The 18,948-nt window shown below is 61.7% G+C and carries 20 protein-coding genes; 12 read left to right on the top strand and 8 right to left on the bottom strand.

Features of this window, described 5'->3' with window-relative positions:
- Positions 1-300: 300 nt before the first annotated feature.
- Genes GYB81_RS02760 through GYB81_RS02745 form a run of 4 tightly spaced genes read right to left on the bottom strand, consistent with a single transcriptional unit; the run spans position 301 to position 1,280 of the window.
- Positions 301-699, bottom strand: coding sequence for a hypothetical protein (locus tag GYB81_RS02760; protein ID WP_161897729.1), 399 nt, complete (start codon positions 697-699; stop codon positions 301-303).
- Positions 692-904 carry a helix-turn-helix domain-containing protein gene (locus GYB81_RS02755; RefSeq protein WP_013714358.1) on the bottom strand — a complete coding sequence of 71 codons (213 nt, stop codon included), beginning with the start codon at positions 902-904 and terminating at the stop codon, positions 692-694. The genes GYB81_RS02760 and GYB81_RS02755 overlap by 8 nt, the downstream gene beginning before the upstream one ends.
- Positions 901-1,065 carry an Arc family DNA-binding protein gene (locus GYB81_RS02750; RefSeq protein WP_013714357.1) on the bottom strand — a complete coding sequence of 55 codons (165 nt, stop codon included), beginning with the start codon at positions 1,063-1,065 and terminating at the stop codon, positions 901-903. Before GYB81_RS02750 ends, GYB81_RS02755 begins: the two co-directional genes overlap by 4 nt.
- Entirely contained in the window at positions 1,062-1,280 is a 219-nt protein-coding gene (locus tag GYB81_RS02745; RefSeq protein ID WP_161897728.1) for a DNA-binding protein, read from the bottom strand. The genes GYB81_RS02750 and GYB81_RS02745 overlap by 4 nt, the downstream gene beginning before the upstream one ends.
- A gap of 693 nt (positions 1,281-1,973) precedes the next feature.
- On the opposite strand from GYB81_RS02745, the gene GYB81_RS02740 reads away from it, so the two are divergent.
- A complete protein-coding gene (locus tag GYB81_RS02740) occupies positions 1,974-2,504 on the top strand; it encodes a hypothetical protein (RefSeq protein WP_161897727.1) in 531 nt (176 codons plus the stop codon).
- Between the two features lie 91 nt (positions 2,505-2,595).
- On the opposite strand, the gene GYB81_RS02735 is transcribed toward GYB81_RS02740, so the two are convergent.
- Positions 2,596-3,051 (bottom strand): hypothetical protein, encoded by a 456-nt coding sequence (locus GYB81_RS02735; RefSeq protein ID WP_161897726.1) that lies wholly within the window; start codon positions 3,049-3,051, stop codon positions 2,596-2,598.
- A 391-nt stretch (positions 3,052-3,442) separates the two neighbouring features.
- Here GYB81_RS02735 and GYB81_RS02730 point away from each other — a divergent pair, with 391 nt between their 5' ends.
- The 4 genes from GYB81_RS02730 (at position 3,443) to GYB81_RS02715 (ending at position 8,147) form a co-directional block, all read left to right on the top strand.
- Positions 3,443-4,573, top strand: a complete 1,131-nt coding sequence (locus tag GYB81_RS02730) for a mechanosensitive ion channel family protein (protein ID WP_161864468.1) — start codon at positions 3,443-3,445, stop codon at positions 4,571-4,573.
- Between the two features lie 242 nt (positions 4,574-4,815).
- Positions 4,816-5,517, top strand: coding sequence for a DsbA family protein (locus tag GYB81_RS02725; RefSeq protein ID WP_161864469.1), 702 nt, complete (start codon positions 4,816-4,818; stop codon positions 5,515-5,517).
- A gap of 368 nt (positions 5,518-5,885) precedes the next feature.
- The gene (locus GYB81_RS02720; protein WP_161864470.1) at positions 5,886-7,337 is read left to right on the top strand and encodes a high affinity choline transporter 1; all 1,452 of its coding nucleotides are present in this window, start codon (positions 5,886-5,888) and stop codon (positions 7,335-7,337) included.
- 111 nt (positions 7,338-7,448) lie between these two features.
- Positions 7,449-8,147, top strand: coding sequence for an endonuclease (locus GYB81_RS02715; RefSeq protein WP_161864471.1), 699 nt, complete (start codon positions 7,449-7,451; stop codon positions 8,145-8,147).
- 135 nt (positions 8,148-8,282) lie between these two features.
- Here the strand turns inward: GYB81_RS02715 and GYB81_RS02710 are convergent, their stop codons facing one another.
- Positions 8,283-8,534 carry a hypothetical protein gene (locus GYB81_RS02710; RefSeq protein WP_161864472.1) on the bottom strand — a complete coding sequence of 84 codons (252 nt, stop codon included), beginning with the start codon at positions 8,532-8,534 and terminating at the stop codon, positions 8,283-8,285.
- Positions 8,535-8,607: 73 nt separating this feature from the next.
- Between GYB81_RS02710 and gcsR the strand changes: the two genes are divergently transcribed.
- A complete protein-coding gene (gcsR, locus tag GYB81_RS02705) occupies positions 8,608-10,128 on the top strand; it encodes a transcriptional regulator GcsR (RefSeq protein ID WP_161864473.1) in 1,521 nt (506 codons plus the stop codon).
- A gap of 140 nt (positions 10,129-10,268) precedes the next feature.
- Here gcsR and sodC read toward each other — a convergent pair whose 3' ends face one another.
- Entirely contained in the window at positions 10,269-10,820 is a 552-nt protein-coding gene (gene sodC / locus GYB81_RS02700; RefSeq protein WP_161864474.1) for a superoxide dismutase family protein, read from the bottom strand.
- Between sodC and GYB81_RS02695 the strand changes: the two genes are divergently transcribed.
- From GYB81_RS02695 to gcvT, 4 genes are all read left to right on the top strand, one after another.
- Positions 10,819-11,034, top strand: a complete 216-nt coding sequence (locus tag GYB81_RS02695; RefSeq protein ID WP_161864475.1) for a hypothetical protein — start codon at positions 10,819-10,821, stop codon at positions 11,032-11,034. The two genes, sodC and GYB81_RS02695, sit on opposite strands and share 2 nt — an antisense overlap.
- Positions 11,035-11,151: 117 nt before the next feature.
- A complete protein-coding gene (gene gcvH / locus GYB81_RS02690; RefSeq protein WP_003245719.1) occupies positions 11,152-11,535 on the top strand; it encodes a glycine cleavage system protein GcvH in 384 nt (127 codons plus the stop codon).
- A 9-nt stretch (positions 11,536-11,544) separates the two neighbouring features.
- Positions 11,545-14,397 carry an aminomethyl-transferring glycine dehydrogenase gene (gene gcvP, locus GYB81_RS02685; protein WP_161864476.1) on the top strand — a complete coding sequence of 951 codons (2,853 nt, stop codon included), beginning with the start codon at positions 11,545-11,547 and terminating at the stop codon, positions 14,395-14,397.
- A gap of 174 nt (positions 14,398-14,571) precedes the next feature.
- On the top strand, positions 14,572-15,696 hold the full coding sequence (gcvT, locus tag GYB81_RS02680) for a glycine cleavage system aminomethyltransferase GcvT (protein WP_161864477.1): 1,125 nt from the start codon (positions 14,572-14,574) through the stop codon (positions 15,694-15,696).
- A 177-nt stretch (positions 15,697-15,873) separates the two neighbouring features.
- Here the strand turns inward: gcvT and GYB81_RS02675 are convergent, their stop codons facing one another.
- The gene (locus GYB81_RS02675; protein WP_161864478.1) at positions 15,874-16,452 is read right to left on the bottom strand and encodes an NADPH-dependent FMN reductase; all 579 of its coding nucleotides are present in this window, start codon (positions 16,450-16,452) and stop codon (positions 15,874-15,876) included.
- A 77-nt stretch (positions 16,453-16,529) separates the two neighbouring features.
- Between GYB81_RS02675 and soxR the strand changes: the two genes are divergently transcribed.
- Entirely contained in the window at positions 16,530-16,988 is a 459-nt protein-coding gene (gene soxR, locus GYB81_RS02670; RefSeq protein ID WP_161864479.1) for a redox-sensitive transcriptional activator SoxR, read from the top strand.
- A gap of 676 nt (positions 16,989-17,664) precedes the next feature.
- On the top strand, positions 17,665-18,924 hold the full coding sequence (locus tag GYB81_RS02665) for an OprD family porin (RefSeq protein ID WP_161864480.1): 1,260 nt from the start codon (positions 17,665-17,667) through the stop codon (positions 18,922-18,924).
- The last annotated feature ends 24 nt before the right edge of the window (positions 18,925-18,948 follow it).

Raw genomic sequence — 18,948 nt, 5'->3', positions numbered from 1 at the left:
GGCGCTCGGCGAAGGACTTCCTGGGCTCATCATCGAGACCCAGTTATTCCCCCAGGCGGATAGCAGCAGGTAGAGGATCAGCGCGAGAAAGCCCGGCAGCGTTTCAGGTGTGGGCGGGAGCAGATGCAGGCGGGAACGCCCAGGATCAGACGTGGCGGTTGTGCGGCACTGGAGGGCGTTGAAGATCAACACCAAGGGCTTTGCCCTTGTCATCCCACTCTTGCCGCCGAGGGCTCGGGAGCGCGGGGCGGTGAAGCTGCCCCACTCTCCCGTGGTCAGGCTTGTTTTCATGGCGTGGGGTCAAGGGTTCGCTGCGCCCGTGCTTCCGTTCGACGGAACGGTGAAGCTGTTCCGACGAGCCGGGAGCGCGGCCCTTGACCCGGAACCATCGGCGGAATGGGTCAGGGTCATGCGGCCCAGTACGTTGCCGGAACCATGCCGGTCGCGGTGCCGCATCGCCCTGATAGTGCGGATGGTGTCGAGATAGATTTCAGAGGGAAACCGATCTTTACCATCCAAGTTAACGGTTATGAGGCATGCGTCTTTCTGAACGCCCTCCACGGGGACAATCACCCCAACAACAGTGACGCAATGCCAGACGGTCTCTGGTTCATCATCCCAGCACAGTTCGACCAGAACGGTCTGGCCGATGTAGCTGATAGCGCTTGCAGCATCCAGGGTCAGGCCAGTGCTAGTCATGGTCATAGTCCCCCGCGTCAAAGGCGTCCTTTCCGCTCAGCAGATCAGCCTGCAGGCGACTGACGTTGATGAAGCGCTGATCGCCCAGCTTCACGCTTGGCAGGGTGCCGTTCTGTACCCAGCCGCGTACCTCTTGTTCCTCAACACCACAAGCGGTGGCGAAGGTATCGATGGCGCACAGATCGCGGCCTATTACGTGTGTCATGGCGTGGGCTCCTTTGCTGGCTTGTCCTGGGCGTAGCTCGCTTCCAGGCGAATGACGACTTCCGAGTTCATCGAACGGCGCGACGCGAAGGCGGACTGTTCGATCTTGGCGCGCAGCTCGGGCGGTACGCGCAGCTTGAATTGCGGGTCTGTTCGGCTCACAGCGTCCACTCCTGTTCCAGTAGCTGGCGGGTCAGCAACGCCACGTTGACCATGGTGCGTTTGCCGACCTTCTGCGAAGGCAGGTAGTTACGTTCTACCCAGGTGCGTACCACGATGGGTTCGTTGCCCATGCCGATCCACTCGGCGAACTTCTGCCACGGCATCAAGGGCGGGGCACCGTGCAGCTTTTGCGGGTCGAGACCTTCCGTATCCATAAGCTTTAATCCACTATGTTCGGCAATGTTCAGCATTCCGAGGGAGCAAATATAACCCTCGGAGCAAATATAGCCCCCACCGTGAGTGAGAGCAACATTTGCCCCCGATTAAGAGAAAATCAATATCTATATGGAAAGCTCAGGCGATAGGGCTCGTCTATTGATCAAGATGTATGGCCCCAAGAGGATCAGCACCGAAAGCGGTACTGACCACAACCGTTGGAAAAGCCTTAGCAAAGGCGCAGTGCGAATCAGCACTGAAGAGATCGACGTACTGGTGAAGATCTACCCCCAATACGCCTTATGGCTGGCTAGCGGCCAGATTGCGCCTGCTGCTGGCCAAACCAGCCCGGCCTATGACGAAGCCAACCGAAACTTGAGCCAACCCAACGCGGGATAGCGATCACCCAGGAAGCAGCTAGGCGCTGGTATGCCCGTACGGAAAGGAATCAGAGCAAGTAACCAAGGAATGATCAGAGAACGATTGATAGACGTATGGGACAGAAAGAAGCTCTCAGCCCCTAAGCTTGAGAAACGGACTGGCACAGACCGCAGTAGCTGGTATCACCTGAGAAATGGCAAGCGGCGTGCCAACGAGCAGGACATCGAGGCCATCGTGCAGATGTTCTCTCAATATGCCTTCTGGATCGCGAGCGGGCATCTTCTCCTTGATAAATTTCAGTTGGAGATTGTATGCGCAAACGATTAGTGAAATGTATTTTCACCATCTTGCTATTCGCTGGAGTAATAGGTCTATACCTTGCCTTTTATGGCCCCTTTAAAATAAGTCTTATCGGATTTTCCATTGCAGCAATTATTGCTGGAATCATTGTTTATCTTGACATATCTCTCAAGGGTAACACCTATAATATACACGACAAGCTGAGCGCTCCGAACTTAATAATTTGCACCTTCCTATATCTCACATTTTCAGGATGGGCATTAGTCAGAACAGGACATGAAGTAATCAGCGAACGCCAAATCCATACAGGGCTTTTCAGCAGTCATGTGAGTGGGAGTTATAGAGCCAAACCCTGCAGACGAAGCATTACCGCCCTCGAACCAATCGAATTTACAGGACTAAAACTTTGTTTATCGCACGAAAATTATTCAACCACTATAAGCAATGCAAAGATTGATCGCCGGACGTATCTGCGGCGGATTGTTTTTGGCCTTGACGTGTCGCCTCTAGGGAAAACGATATTCTTGCCAAAACAACAATAAGCTGCTGTGTCGAAAAAGTGTCGAAAACACTGCAAGGCTCAAAAAAGGGGACAGATTTATTTATGGAACTTAAAAATCTGGATGCGTTGGATTAGCTAGCCAAAGGCGATGATCTTTTACCTTTGCCTGCAAGAATTTTAATATGCTTTGGCACAAGGCTTAGCATACAGAGTAGAGACAAATGCACAAGTATTGATGGAAGAACACCAACTAGAAGCGTCAAGTAACTGAGCTCTCTAGGATTCGCAATATCTGCCAGCACACCAATCAGATTCCAAGGAATAGTTCTAAAGAAAAACAAAACAAAGACAAAAATGGAAACGACTAAGACGCAGAACAAATAGACCGCTGAAAGAATTTTATTACGACCAGCGAGAATCAATGCTGAGAGTGCAAAAGGCAGTGAAATAAGAAAGGCCCAAAAAAGACTTTCACCTAGTTCCGCCTCACAATTCCTTGCTCCCCCGCATGAGCCAATAACACCGAACACAACAAAACCAGCGGATAGAGCTGCAAGACCGAGAATCATGCGAATCAGTATCAGCATGTAGCACCTAGCATTGACTGGAAATTGGAAGCTAGCCATAGCTTGCAGGCCTGTCTAGCAGCTGTGTCGAAAAAGTGTCGAAGACATTGCAAGAGATAGCGTAAAAATGCCGTAGTGGCTGGGCTACGAGGCCAGTAAAGCCGGGCGTTGCGGATCACAGCGAGAGGCCGGAAAGGGTTCGATTCCCATCACCCGCTCCAGACAGCCAAGCAAAAGCCCCGTCATCACTGACGGGGCTTTTTCGTTTCTGAGCGTTTGAAAGGTTTGACCGCCAGGGTTCTCGCAGACATGGGTTGCGTCAGCTGAACCAACCGAGACCAATTATTCCCCGGAACTTCTGCCCCCCAATGCCACCAGAAATCTATACATCCTTTCCTGGAGGCCCTTGGCGATGGAACAGTGGAACATCTGGCTTGAACGTGAGCTCTGGCTCAACGTGGCGATCGTCGTCGTCGCTACGGCGCTGATCTACAGCGTACTGCGTGCCGTGGTCAGCACGCTGCACAAGCGGTTGATGGCCTGGTCGAAGGATCAGGATGGTAGTTGGCCGCACTTCATCGCCGTGGTGGTGGGCCGTACCAGCCGCGTGTTGCTGCTGGCCTTTTCCCTGTTGCTCGCGCTGCGCCTGCCGGAGCTGCCTGGCAGCTGGCAGAGCGCGTTGAGTCATACCTGGTTCGTTGCCCTGGCCTTGCAGGTCGCGTTGTGGGTCGATACTGGCGTGCGCTTGTGGTCGCGCAGTCTGGTGATGAAAAAGAGCGGCGCCTACAACCCGGTGATGACCACCATCATCAGCATCATGATCCTGATCGTGGTGTGGTCGGTGATGCTGTTGTCGATCCTGGCCAACCTGGGGGTGGACATCACCGCGCTGGTGGCCAGCCTGGGGGTCGGCGGTATCGCCGTGGCGCTGGCGGTGCAGACGGTGCTCAGCGATGTCTTCGCCTCACTGTCCATCGGCGTCGACAAGCCCTTCGAAATCGGCGATTTCGTGGTGTTCGGCGCGGTAGCCGGCACCATCGAGCATATCGGCCTGAAGACCACACGCATCCGCAGCCTCAGCGGCGAACAGGTGGTGTGCGCCAATGCCGACCTGCTCAAGCAGATCGTGCACAACTACAAGCGCATGAATACCCGCCGCATCGTCTTCAAGTTCGGCATCAGTTACGACACACCGAGCGACAAGGTTCGCCAGGTGTCGGAGCGGGTCGGCGACATCATCCGCGCCACGCCCAAGACCCGCTTCGACCGCGCGCATTTTCTCGGTTTCGACGAAAGCCAGCTGACCTTCGAAGTGGTGTATATCGTGCAGAGCTCGGACTACAACCAGTACATGGACATCCAGCAGGAGATCAATCTGCAACTGCTTGATGCCCTGCGCGACCTGGATGTGCGCTTCGCCCTGCCGCGTCGCGACCTGCGTCTGATGGGCGAGAGCATGCCGACCATCAAGGTCGCCGGCCAGCCGCAACAGGCCCTGCCAGAGGAAGGCGAGCAGGATCAACATTTGCCGAGGTTTAACTAAGCCCCCTGAAAAGGCCGTCATAACGGATATGCGGGATAGCGGCTCGACCACGGAACAGTGCTGGTCAATCCGGAACCTGCGAATTGCATGGGCTCCCGCCTTGGTGGGAGCGACACCAAATCGTTGGTCTGGAACGCCCTTGAACGCACGACTTGCGCGCTTCGCGCAACAAAGCCGTAACTGCCAACGGGTATATCTGCACATGACGCAGCGATAGAGTGGGCGCACAGGAGACTATGCCCATGACTTCGCCAAACCTCGAGTTGCAGTACTTCTTCGATCCGCTCTGTGGCTGGTGCTATGCCAGCGCGCCCGCGCTGGCAGGATTGGCCGAGCGTCATGGCAGCGCGCTGCGCATGATGCCGATAGGTCTGTTCATGCATCCTCGCCCCATGGCGACCATTGCCGAACACGCCTGGCAAAACGACCAGCGCATCACCGCGCTCACCGGGCAGCGCTTCAGCGAGGCTTATCGACTTCAGGTGCTGGAAGCAGCCGATGGGGTGTTCGATTCAACGCCGCTGACCCGGGCGCTGACTGCACTGGGGGAGGAGGACGCAGCGCTGGAGCCGCGCTTTCTGCACGCCGCCCAGCTTGCCCGCTATGTCGATGGCGTGGACACCTGCCGCGCAGAAGCCGTCGCGCGGATTGCGGTGGAGGTCGCGCACCGCGCAGGGTTGAATCTGGATACTCATGAGTTCGCCGCTTGCCTGCAAGACGATCATGCTTTGGCCGTAGCCACCGCGCGCCGTGTCGCCCTGACCCAGCAGGCCATGCGGGCATTACCCGCCGCTGGCGTGCCGCAGTTGCTGGCCCGGATCGATGGCGAGCCTCAGGTGATCGCCGGGCAGCACCTGTATGGTGGCCCGCAGCGGCTGCTGGAACATCTGCAGTCGCTGCAGCCTGTGGGAGACGGCCTCCGGTATCCAGCCCGCGATGAATAGTCGCCACGACGGTAGCTGTCCTAGCAGGCATCAGCTACCAGTCAGCCCGACAGGCTCTCCGTAAAATATCCGAAACGCTTGATACTCCCGCCTCCCGACAATGCATTATTAATCAGACGCTTGATTAGTTCTGCTTCGTATCGCTTGTCGTTTTTTTCAGCGAACGCGCCATAAGCGTTTGACATATTTTACGGCTTTGGCAGACTGCTCGCCCGTTGCGGCAATGACCGCGAGCCCGGTTCGGCGCACGCCAGCGGGGTGTCGCTCGCCAGTCGTGACGCGCCATGAAAACAACAATTCTGTCTGTCCAGGCGGCCTAGCGGGTGTCGCTGACGCCGGACGACGGGCGAGCCACTGGTATTCATCCAATGCTGATCTGGTTTGTTGCGATCTACCTGCTGTTCACCGTCGGTGTCGGCTTCTATGCATCCACTCGCGTCAAGAACTCCAAGGATTTTGCCGCCGGCGGCAGGAGCATGTCCTTCCCTCTGGTCGCAGCCATGGTGTTCGCCACCTGGTTCGGCTCCGAAGCGCTGCTGGGCATTCCCGCTACCTTCATCGAGGAAGGCTTCGCCGGTATCGTCGAGGACCCGTTCGGCTCCTTCGGCTGCCTGATGCTGGTGGGCCTGATCTTCGCCCGTCCGCTGTATCGCATGAACCTGCTGACCATCGGCGACTTCTTCCGCAAGCGCTTTGGGCCGCACGTGGAGATCTTCACCAGCCTGGTGATCATCGGCTCTTACCTGGGCTGGGTGGCGGCGCAGCTGACTGCGCTGGGCGTGGTGTTCAACGTGCTCTCCGACGGCTCCATCAGCACCACCCAGGGCATGCTGATCGGCACGGCCATCGTGCTGCTCTACACCCTGTTCGGCGGCATGTGGTCGGTGGCGCTGACCGACTTCGTGCAGATGATCATCATCGCCCTCGGCCTGGTGTACCTGGCGTGGCTGATCGGCGACATGGCCGGCGGCGCCGACGTGGTGATCAGCCATGCCGCAGCGGAGGGCAAGTTCACCTTCATGCATGCCTTCGAACCACGGGATATCGTCGCCTTCATCGCCGCGGCGGTGACCCTGATGCTCGGCTCCATCCCGCAGCAGGACGTGTATGCCCGGGTGATGTCGGCCAAGACCGAGAGCATCGCCGCACGTGCCTCGATGGCCGGCGCTGTGTTCTATCTGTCGTTCTGCATGCTGCCGATCTTCCTCACCTACGCCGCCTCGCTGATCGATCCGGCGATGGTGCAGAAGTGGCTGGCCGAGGACGCGCAGATGATCCTGCCGCACCTGATCATGGAGCGTACGCCGCTGTTCGCTCAGGTGATGTTCTTCGGTGCGCTGCTGTCGGCGATCATGTCCACCGCCTCGGGCACGCTGCTGGCGCCTTCGGTGACCTTCACCGAGAACATCCTGAAGAACTTCGTACCGGCGATGAGCGACCGCCAGTTCCTGCTGGCCATGCGCGTGAGCGTGGTGGCGATGACCATCGCGACTTCGGTATTCGCTCTGCACTCCACGGCGAGCATCTACGAGATGGTCGGCAACGCCTACAAGGTGACGCTGGTGGCCGCCGTAGTGCCGCTGTTCGCCGGCCTGTTCTGGAAGCGTGCGACCACTCAGGGCGCGCTGCTGGCAATCACTCTGGGCCTGTCGAGCTGGATTGCCCTGGAGCTGACCTATCAGGAAGGCGATTTCTGGCCGCCGCAGCTGGCCGGTCTGCTGATCAGCCTGGCGGGCATGCTGGTCGGCTCGCTGATGCCGCAGTTCAGCCGCGACCGCGGCGCGAGCGTGCAGGCCATCACCGCCTCGGCCAATGCCTGAAGCCTGGCGCCCTCCTCGCTCGAGGAGGGCGCTTTGCCATCATATAAGTCTTTGAAAAACATAAACTTTCTATCTTCACATCGACAGCGGTGACGGCTACTCTGCCGCCCCATGATTCGATACCTACTACCCCTGCTCTGCTGTTTCACAACCCTTTCCCTGCACGCCGCACCCGCCACTTTCGCGGAGGCCAAGCGCCTGGCCTGGCCGCTGTATGCCAAGCAGTCCACCGAGTTCTATTGCGGCTGCAAGTACAGCGGCAATCGGGTCGATCTGCGCTCCTGCGGCTATACGCCGCGCAAGAACGCGGGTCGCGCCCAGCGCATCGAGTGGGAGCATATCGTCCCGGCCTGGGTGATCGGCCATCAGCGCCAGTGCTGGCAGAAAGGCGGCCGCAAGAACTGCGCGGCCAACGATGCGCAGTTTCGCAAGGCCGAAGCCGACCTGCACAACCTGGTGCCGAGCATCGGCGAGGTGAATGGCGACCGCAGCAACTACAGCTTCGCCTGGCTGCCGCAGAAACCGCATCAGTACGGTCAATGCGAGACGGTGGTGGATTTCAAGGCGCGCAAGGTGATGCCGCGCGCGGCGATCCGCGGAATGATCGCACGCACCTACTTCTATATGTCCGACCGCTACAAGCTGCGCCTGTCGAAGCAGGATCGCCAGCTCTATGAGGCCTGGAGCAAGGCTTACCCGGTCAAACCCTGGGAGCAGCAGCGCAACCAGCAGGTGGCCTGCGTGATGGGCTGGGGCAACCCCTATGTGGGCAAGGTGGATATGAGCAGCTGTGTGCGCAAGCGTGCGTAGGGTCGCGGCTGAAGCCCCTCCCACAGATGCGGGAGATTTGTGGGAGGGGCTTCAGCCGCGATTAGAACTTCTACCGCTGCCCAAACCGCCCTGATGCTTTTGTCCGGCACATCGTTCAGATGCAATCCGGGACGCTCACAGCATCGCGGCTGAAGCCGCTCCTACGGGTGTGCGTTGCAGCGTGGCGGGCTGCGCCAGGCGCTGCAACTCCCGCCGCACCATATTGGCGAACTCCGGCGGGCTGAGCTGGTACAGCTCCTGGGCCACCCAGGGTAGCCAGCGACCCTGCAGCTCGGCCCTGCGCGCCAGCAGGCGCTGGGCCTCGGCTTCGGCGCGTGCCTGGTGCTCGCGGTGGTAGTCGGCGCGGCTCGGTTTTTCTGTGCTCACGGTGTTGCCCTTTTCCTCATGCGCGGCAGAGCAGGCATAATCGCCGCCTGTTCGCCCATTTCGACTGTCATCAATGCGCATCCACGTCAGTTTCATCGACCGCGTCGGCATCACCCAGGAAGTCCTGGCACTGCTCGGCGGGCGCAATCTGAACCTCGATGCGGTGGAGATGGTACCGCCAAACGTCTATATCGATGCACCGACCCTGAGCGCCGCGGTGCTCGAGGAGCTGCGCGGCGCGCTGCTGCAGGTGCACGGTGTGCGGAGCGTGGAGGTGGTGGACATTCTGCCCGGCCAGCGTCGCCGCCTGCAGCTCGACGCCCTGCTGGCGGCCATGCCCGACCCGGTGCTGGCAGTGGACGATCGCGCCACCGTGCTGCTGGCCAACCCGGCGCTGGTGGACTTGTGCGGCCGCACGCCCGAAGGCCTGAGCATCGCTGCGCTGTTCGCCGATGACGAGCTGCAGCAATCGCTGCTTGCCGCCGGTTTCCATCAGCCGCTGCGTGAGGTGCATTTCGCCGGCCAGCCGCTGCTGCTCGACGCCCAGCCGATCACCGAGGATGGTCGCCTGACCGGTGGCCTGCTCACTCTTTACGCCCCGAGCCGCATGGGCCAGCGCCTGGCCGCGCTGCATCATGATCATGCCGAGGGCTTCGATTCGCTGCTCGGCGAATCGGCGCCGATTCGCGCGCTCAAGGCCCGCGCCCTGCGCGTGGCGTCGCTGGACGCGCCGCTCTTGATCCACGGCGAAACCGGTACCGGCAAGGAGCTGGTGGCACGCGCCTGTCATACCGTCAGCGTGCGCCGCAATGCGCCCTTCCTGGCCCTGAACTGCGCCGCCCTGCCGGAGAACCTGGCCGAGAGCGAACTGTTCGGCTACGCCCCCGGCGCCTTTACCGGCGCCCAGCGCGGCGGCAAGCCGGGGCTGCTGGAGCTGGCCAACCAGGGCACGGTGTTTCTCGACGAAATCGGCGAAATGTCGCCCTATCTGCAGGCCAAGTTGCTGCGCTTTCTCAGCGACGGCAGCTTCCGCCGCGTCGGTGGCGACCGCGAGGTGAAGGTGGACGTGCGCATCCTCAGCGCCACCCACCGTGATCTGGAAAAGATGGTGGCCGAAGGCAGCTTCCGCGAAGACCTGTTCTACCGCCTCAACGTGCTAAATCTGGAAGTGCCGCCGCTGCGCGAGCGCGGCCAGGACATCCTGCTGCTGGCCCAGCACTTCATGGCCCAGGCCTGCGCACAGATCCAGCGCCTGCCCTGCCGCCTGGCGCCGACCACCTTCCCGGCGCTGCTGGCCGGGCGCTGGCCGGGCAACGTACGCCAGTTGCAGAACGTGATCTTCCGCGCCGCCGCAATCTGCGACAGCAACTGGGTGGAGATGGACGATCTGGATATTGCCGGCACCGAAGTGGCGCCGAAGGTCGCAGGGGAAGTCGCCAGCCTGGAACAGGCCATGGACGAATACGAGAAGGCGCTGCTGGAAAAGCTCTACGACAGCCACCCCTCCAGCCGCCAGCTGGCCGCACGCCTGGGCACCTCGCACACGGCCATCGCCAAGCGCCTGCGCAAGTACGGGATTCCGGGCAAGTACTGACGCACCCGCCCCGAAGGTTGAGAGGCGCCGTAACCCACGCGGAAGATCGCTCGGTGGGTTACGCGGCGCGTCACGTCCGAGGCGTCATAACCGTCTCCGACTGGCGCCGCTAACCCACTCTACGGTGTCGTTGGCGCGGATCAGATCGGCGTGGTGCTGGTCGGCACCTTGATCAGCCCACAGGCCACACGCGCCCCGCCGCCGCCCAGCGGCTGCGGATGATCGGCGTGGTTGTCGCCGCCAGCGTGAATCATCAGCGAGCGATTGTGCAGGTCCTGCAGGCTCTTGAGCCGCGGCGCCAGCACCGGCTGGCTGGCCTTGCCGTCCTCGGTCACCAGCAGTGCGGGCAGGTCGCCCATGTGGGCATTGTCTTCCCAGGGGAAGCCATGGCGGCCGGCGTTCTGCGGGTCCCAGTGGCCACCTGCTGCGCCGGCCGGCGTCAGCTTGCCATCCACCTCCGCGGCGTTGCAGTTGGGCTTGGTGTGCACGTGAAAGCCATGCACGCCAGGTTCCAGCCCCTGCAGATCAGGGGTGAATACCAGCCCGTAGGCCGACTGGCTGATGGTCACGGTGCCGATGGATGCGCCGGTACCTTTCTCGGTGGCCTGCTCCAGCGTCACGGTAACCGTCTCGTTGGCCTGCAGACTGGTGGCGCCAAGCAGCGCGAATGCCAGGGGGATCAGGGGTTTCATGTCGATCTATCTCCTTGTCGATGAAGCCTCCCAGTTACCGACCTTTGATCCTCTGAGCGGTTCCAGCCATATGCTGTATCGATATCGATCCACCGTAACGATTCAGCAACAAAGACCTGCAGGCCGCGCCGCGGCTCGTGCGACGCAAACTTTTCCATTTGCGACGCATGGTTTCGTATCGATATCGTTCCAGAGCATTGCTTACCGTCGCTGAAAATTTATATAAGTATTTGTTTTTATTGAGTTTTTTACCATTGGCACTGGCATTGCAAACGCCCACCCACCTGCCCGCCACCCAAGAAGCGGACATCTTTACCCCTGAGGAGTTGACATGAGCGAGTTGCGTTTCACCGCCGATCACGAATGGCTGCGTCTGGACAACGATGGTCTGGTTACCGTCGGCATCACCCATTACGCCCAGGACGCGCTCGGCGACGTGGTGTACGTACAGCTGCCGGAAGTGAAGGCCTACGCCCAGGGCGAAGAGGTGGCGGTGCTGGAGTCGGTGAAGGCCGCCAGCAACATCGTCATGCCGCTGGACGGCGAGATCGTCGAAATCAACGCCGACCTGGAAGGCAGCCCGGAGCTGGTCAACGAGTCGCCGCTGGACAAGGCCTGGTTCTTCCGTATGCGCCTGGCCGACAACGCCGTGCTGGCCGACCTGCTGGACAAGGCCGGCTATGATCGTCTGTTGAACGCCAACGCCGACGCCTGAGTAACCGCCATGACCAAGCTCGATACCCAGAACGAATTCATCGCCCGCCACATCGGCCCGCGCGATGCCGACACCGCCGCCATGCTCGAACTGCTCGGCTATGACTCGGTGGACGCGCTGACCAATGCGGTGATCCCCGAGAGCATCAAGGGCACCAGCATCCTCGGTGAGCAGCCGGGCCTGTCGGAAGCCGACGCCCTGGCCAGGATCAAGGCCATCGCCGCGAAGAACCAGCAGTTCAAGAACTACATCGGCCAGGGTTACTACGGCACCCACACGCCGAGCCCGATCCTGCGCAACCTGCTGGAAAACCCGGCCTGGTACACCGCCTACACCCCGTACCAGCCGGAGATTTCCCAGGGCCGCCTGGAAGCGCTGCTGAACTTCCAGACCCTGATCAGCGACCTCACCGGCATGCAGATCGCCAACGCATCCTTGCTCGACGAAGCCACCGCTGCCGCCGAAGCCATGACCTTCTGCAAGCGTCTGTCGAAGAACAAGGCCGCCAACACCTTCTTCGTTTCCCAGCATTGCCACCCGCAGACCCTCGACGTGCTGCGCACCCGTGCCGAGCCGCTGGGCATCGATATCGAAGTCGGCGACGAAGCCACTATTGCCGACGCCAGTGCCTACTTCGGCGCGCTGCTGCAGTACCCGGCGAGCAACGGTGACATCTTCGACTACCGCGCCCTGGTCGAGCGCTTCCACGCCGCCAATGCCCTGGTCGCCGTGGCCGCTGACCTGCTGGCCCTGACCCTGCTCACTCCGCCGGGCGAGTTCGGCGCCGACGTCGCCCTGGGCAGCGCCCAGCGCTTCGGTGTGCCGCTGGGCTTCGGTGGCCCGCACGCTGCGTACTTCGCCACCCGCGACGCGTTCAAGCGCGACATGCCGGGCCGTCTGGTGGGCATGTCGGTGGACCGTTTCGGCAAGCCGGCCCTGCGCCTGGCCATGCAGACCCGCGAGCAGCACATACGCCGCGAGAAGGCCACCAGTAACATCTGTACCGCCCAGGTGCTGCTGGCCAACATCGCCAGCATGTACGCCGTGTACCACGGCCCGAAAGGCCTGACCGCCATCGCGCAGCGCGTGCACAGCTTCACCGCCATCCTCGCCCTGGGCCTGACCAAGCTGGGCCACAGCGTCGAGCAGCAGCACTTCTTCGACACCCTGAGCATCAAGACCGGCGCCAAGACCGCCGAGCTGCATGCCAAGGCCCGTACTGCCGGCATCAACCTGCGCGAGATCGACGCCGAGCGTCTGGGTCTGTCGCTGGACGAAACCACCGACCAGGCCGCCGTCGAGGCGCTGCTGGCACTGTTCGCCGGCGATCAGACCGCCCCTGCCGTCGCCGACCTGGCCACACAGGTCGCCAGCCGCCTGCCAGAAGGCCTGCTGCGCCAGTCGGCGATCCTGCAGCACGAAGTGTTCAACCGCTACCACAGCGAAACCGAGCTGATGCGCTACCTGCGCAAGCTGGCCGACAAGGACCTGGCCCTGGATCGCAGCATGATCCCGCTGGGCTCCTGCACCATGAAGCTCAACGCCGCCAGCGAGATGATCCCGGTGACCTGGCCGGAATTCGGCAATCTGCACCCCTTCGCTCCGGTCGAGCAGGCCGCGGGTTACAGCCAGCTGACCAGCGAACTGGAAGCCATGCTCTGCGCCGCCACCGGCTACGACGCCGTGTCGCTGCAGCCCAACGCCGGTTCCCAGGGCGAGTACGCCGGTCTGCTGGCCATCCGCGCCTACCACCTGAGCCGTGGCGACGATCAGCGCGACATCTGCCTGATCCCGCAATCGGCCCACGGCACCAACCCGGCGACCGCCTCCATGGCCGGTATGCGCGTGGTGGTGACCGCCTGTGATGCCCGCGGCAACGTCGACATCGCCGATCTGAAGGCCAAGGCCGAAGAGCACAAGGATCGCCTGGCTGCGATCATGATCACCTACCCGTCCACCCACGGTGTGTTCGAGGAAGGCATCCGCGAGATCTGCCAGATCATCCACGCCAACGGCGGCCAGGTTTACATCGACGGCGCCAACATGAACGCCATGGTCGGCCTGTGCGCACCGGGTCAGTTCGGCGGCGACGTCTCGCACCTGAACCTGCACAAGACCTTCTGCATCCCGCACGGCGGTGGCGGCCCGGGCGTCGGCCCGATTGGCGTCAAGTCGCACCTGGCGCCGTTCCTGCCGGGCCATGGCCACATGGCACGCAAGGAAGGTGCGGTGAGCGCCGCGCCGTTCGGCAGCGCCAGCATCCTGCCGATCACCTGGATGTACATCACCATGATGGGCGGCAACGGCCTCAAGCGCGCGTCGCAGATGGCCATTCTCAACGCCAACTACATCGCCCGTCGTCTGGAAGAGCACTACCCGGTGCTGTACTCCGGCGAAGGCGGCCTGGTGGCGCACGAGTGCATCCTCGACATCCGTCCGCTCAAGGACAGCAGCGGCATTAGCGTCGACGACGTGGCCAAGCGCCTGATCGACTTCGGCTTCCACGCCCCGACCATGTCCTTCCCGGTGGCCGGCACCCTGATGATCGAGCCGACCGAGAGCGAGTCCAAGGAAGAGCTGGATCGCTTCTGCGACGCCATGATCGCCATCCGCGAGGAAATCCGTGCGGTCGAGCAGGGCCGTCTGGATAAAGACGACAATCCGCTGAAGAACGCCCCGCACACCGCCCTGGAACTGGTCGGCGAGTGGAACCACGCCTACAGCCGCGAGCAGGCCGTGTACCCGCTGGCGAGCCTGATCGAGGCCAAGTACTGGCCGCCGGTTGGCCGCGTCGACAACGTCTACGGCGACCGCAACCTGGTCTGCGCCTGCCCGTCCATCGAGGCGTATCAGGACGCGTAATGCGCTGTATCCCCTCTTCCGCTTACGGGAGAGGGGACCGTTCCGTTTCCAGCCGTAGCCCGGAAGCAATCCGGGGAAGCCGTGAAAAGCTCCCGGATTGCATCCGGGCTACCTGAAGCCATTTCACGAAACGCCCGCCGCTAACAGCGCCGGGCCTTCTGAAGGAATTTCCCGATGACCACTGAACCCCTCGCCAAGACTCCGCTGCACGCCCTGCACATCGAACTCGGCGCGCGCATGGTGCCCTTCGCCGGCTATGACATGCCCGTGCAATACCCGCTGGGCGTGATGAAGGAACATCTGCACACCCGCGACGCCGCCGGCCTGTTCGACGTGTCGCACATGGGCCAGATTCTGCTGCGTGGCGAAAACGCCGCACGTGCCCTGGAAAGCCTGGTGCCGGTGGACATCATCGACCTGCCGGTGGGCCTGCAGCGTTATGCCATGTTCACCGACGCCCAGGGCGGCATCCTCGACGATCTGATGGTCGCCAACCTCGGCGACGACACCCTGTACCTGGTGGTCAACGCCGCCTGCAAGGATCAGGACCTGGCCCACCTGAACAAGCACATCGGCGAGCAGTGCCAGATCGAGTGCCTGTTCGAGGAGCGCGCCCTGCTCGCCCTGCAAGGCCCGAAAGCGGTCGACGTGCTGGCCCGCCTGGCGCCTGAGGTGAGTAAGATGACCTTCATGCAGGTGGCCCGCGTGCGACTGCTGGGCAGCGAATGCATCGTCAGCCGCAGCGGCTACACCGGCGAAGACGGCTTCGAGATTTCCGTCGCCGTCGACCAGGCCGAAACCCTGGCGCGCAGCCTGCTGGCCGAAGCGGAAGTCGAGGCCATCGGCCTGGGCGCGCGTGACTCGCTGCGTCTGGAAGCCGGCCTGTGCCTGTATGGCCACGACATGAGCAGCGCCACCACGCCGATCGAAGCCAGCCTGCTGTGGGCCATCTCCAAGGTGCGTCGTGCAGATGGCGAGCGTGCCGGCAACTTCCCGGGCGCCGAGCGCGTGTTCGAGCAGCAACAAAAAGGCGTGGCGCGCAAGCGCGTCGGCCTGCTGCCGCAGGAGCGCGTACCGGTGCGTGAAGGCGCGGAAATCGTCGACGCCGACGGTACCGTGATCGGCCAGGTATGCAGCGGCGGCTTCGGCCCGACCCTCGGCGCGCCGCTGGCCATGGGTTACGTCAATGCCAGCCACACCGCCGTCGACAGCGACGTCTGGGCCGTGGTGCGCGGCAAGCGCGTGGCGATGAAAGTGGCCAAGACGCCGTTCGTGCCGCAGCGCTACTATCGCGGCTGATCCGCCACGTAGCCCTGCGCTATAGGAGCCGCGCCTCGCGGCGAATGCGTCGAAAGACGCAAAAGCTTCGCCTCGGGGCGAGGCTCCTACACTCATTGCGCGCGCTCTGCTCCGTAGCCCGGATGCAATGCTGGGATGCCTGAAAAGCTCCCGGATTGCGCCCGGGCTACGTCGTTTCTACCCCCTGATCCGCTCGTAAGGGACGCGCTCACGCCCGGCGCGCAGCGTCTGCGCCCACCAGTTCAGCTGCACCAGCGTATGTGCCAGCGCCGAGTTGGCATGTCGCGGCTCGCTCAATCGTCCCTGTTCATCGAACTGCTCCCAGGCATTGGTGAAGCTCACCGAGCTGCGCACCGTCATGGCATGCAGCTCTGCCAGCACCTGGCGCAACTGCTCCACCGCACGCAGCCCGCCGGATACCCCGCCATAGCTGACGAACCCCACCGGCCGCGCCTCCCAGGAGGCCGGTACCTCATCGATGAACTGCTTGAGCGCCGCCGGATAGCCGTGGTTGTACTCCGGCGTGACGATCAGAAAGGCGTCGGCACGCAGCAGATTCTGCAACGACTGATGGCGCTGCACGGCGATCGCCGGGTCCTCACCCGACTGGCGGAACATCACCGCGGGATCGACCAGGCTCAGCTCGAATTCGCTGCGCTGTTCAATCTGCTCACGCGCCCAGGCCACCACCTGGTCGCAGAAGCGCTCTTCGCGCACGCTGCCGTAAATCAGTACCAGTCGAATGCGGTCCTGCATGGAAATGCCCTCGGGGTTGTCTATCAAGGCCTGCGAGGGTAAAACCTCAACTTAACTTGAGGTCAACAGGAATTTGCATGGACACGCACCGTCCCTTCCACGAGCGCCCACTTAGCGTCGGCCAGGTCGCCGAGCGCAGTGGCGTGGCGGTTTCCACACTGCACTTTTACGAAGCCAAGGGGCTGATTCAGAGCCAGCGCAATGCCGGCAATCAACGGCGCTATCGGCGTGATGTACTGCGCCGCGTGGCGATCATCAAAGTGGCGCAGCGACTGGGCATTCCGCTGGCAGATATCGGAGCGGCGCTCGCCACCCTGCCCTGCGATCACATCCCCACGGCAGCGGACTGGCAGCAACTATCGGAGCAGTGGCAACGCGATCTGGATGCCCGCATCGAGCAGATGACGCGACTGCGTGACCAGCTCACCGGCTGTATCGGTTGCGGTTGCCTGTCGATGCAGAACTGCCCATTGCGCAACCCCAAGGACGAACTCAGCGAACAGGGCGCCGGGGCACGTCTGCTGGAGACGGATTAATCCTCCAGGCAGTTGCGCCGACTGCTGAACGACTCGCGCCGAATGTCGCGCACATGCAGGGAGATCGCCGGCACCTGCGGCAGGCGTTGCGCCAGGGCATGCATGACGTAGCGACAGCGCCCGTATCGCCATCGCTGCGCCCAGTACATAAAAGATCAGGCCCGAACAACCCTGACTCACCACCGAGACAGTGATGTAGCCCTTGCTACGCGCCCCAGCCGTCATACGTCATCACACAACAACCGCGCGACGTGCAGCCCTGTCTAAAGCGATCACGTCGCGCAGTAACCGCTCACTTCCCCGGTTACAACCAAGCGCCATCTGTTTTTGCCACTCAGACTTTCGTCTAGTCACACGTTGACAAGCGATAAAAATGCTGTCGATAATCCGATAAGTTGTATGACGACATATGACAACGATAACAACAAGAATAAGGGCCAGAACATGACTACCCTCGCCTCTCCCTCAGTACAGCAGCGCCTCGCCTGCCCTGCCTTCATCGCCACCGCACGCCATAGACCCGGATTCGCCGGAGGCTGACGCCAGCCCTCCAGCAATGACCGGCCACCTTCGGCCGGCCGCTCGCCCTCGACAGGGCAAACACACATTCCCTTCATGCAGGCCCTGAGCAGGCCAGCAGGGGATGGTTCGTTCAAAAACTGGGAGCACAACAACAATGACCGCACGCAACATCATCCCATTGGCCCTGCTCGGCAGCACGGCTCTGGCCCTGGTTATGCCGACTGCCACGCACGCTGCCGGCTTCGTCGAAGACGCCAAAGTCACCCTCGGCTTGCGCAATTACTACTTCAATCGCAATTACCTCAACGGCACCGATCCCCTTATCCGCGGTGAGCGCCAGGGCCAGGCTGAAGGCTGGACCCAGAGCTTCATCCTCGATGCACGCTCCGGCTACACCCAGGGCACCGTTGGCTTCGGCCTCGACGTACTCGGTCTGTACAGCATCAAGCTGGATGGCAACCGTGGCGCCGCCAACACCCAACTGATGCCGATTCACGATGACGGTGAAGCAGCCGATCAATACGGCCGTACTGCCGTGGCCGCCAAGGCGAAAATCTCCAAGACCGAACTGAAAGTCGGTGAGTGGTTCGCCGTACTGCCGATCCTGCGTGCTGACGACGGACGCTCGCTGCCGCAAACCTTCCAGGGTGCACAGATCACTTCCAACGAAATCGACGGCCTGACCCTGTACGGTGGTCAGTTCTGGAAGAACAGCCAGCGTCACGATGCCAGCCGTGAAGACATGTCGTTCAGCGGTGTTGAGGGTGATGATTTCAACTTCGGCGGTGGTGAGTACCGCTTCAACGGCAACAGCACCATGGTCGGCGTCTGGCACGCGCGCCTGGAAGATGTGTACAAGCAGAGCTTCGTGCAGCTGACCCACAGCCAACCGGTCGGTGACTGGGTACTGGGCGCCAACCTGGGCTACTTCAACGGCAAGGACGAAGGCGCGGCCAAAGCCGGCGATCTGGACAACAAGGTGTATCAGGGCGCGCTGTCGGCCAAGAGAGGCAACAATACCTTTCAGGTCACCTATCAGCGCCTGAGCGGTGATACCAAGTTCCTGCGTATCGATGGCGCCAGTGGTGGCATGCTGGTCAACGACGGCTTCCTGTCGGCCTTCGACAACCCCGAGGAACGCTCCTGGCAGCTACGTCATGACTACAACTTCGCAGGCCTCGGCATCCCGGGCCTGACCCTGATGAACCGCTATACCAGCGGCTCCAATATCCATGCCGGCGGTCGCACCGACGCCGAAGAGTGGAGCCGGGAGACCGAGCTGGCCTACACCATTCAGGAAGGCACCCTGAAGAACCTCAACGTGCGCTGGCGTAACTCCGACGTCCGCCGCGACGTTGGCCAGGATCTGCATGAGAACCGCCTGATCATCAACTATCCGCTGTCGATTCTGTAATACCGGACGTTTCACTACGTCCAA

The sequence above is a fragment of the Pseudomonas yangonensis genome (genome assembly GCF_009932725.1).
GTDB classification, from domain to species: domain Bacteria; phylum Pseudomonadota; class Gammaproteobacteria; order Pseudomonadales; family Pseudomonadaceae; genus Aquipseudomonas; species Aquipseudomonas yangonensis.
The sequence above is the reverse complement of the archived record's forward strand: the minus strand, read 5'-3'. Positions and strand labels throughout refer to the sequence as shown.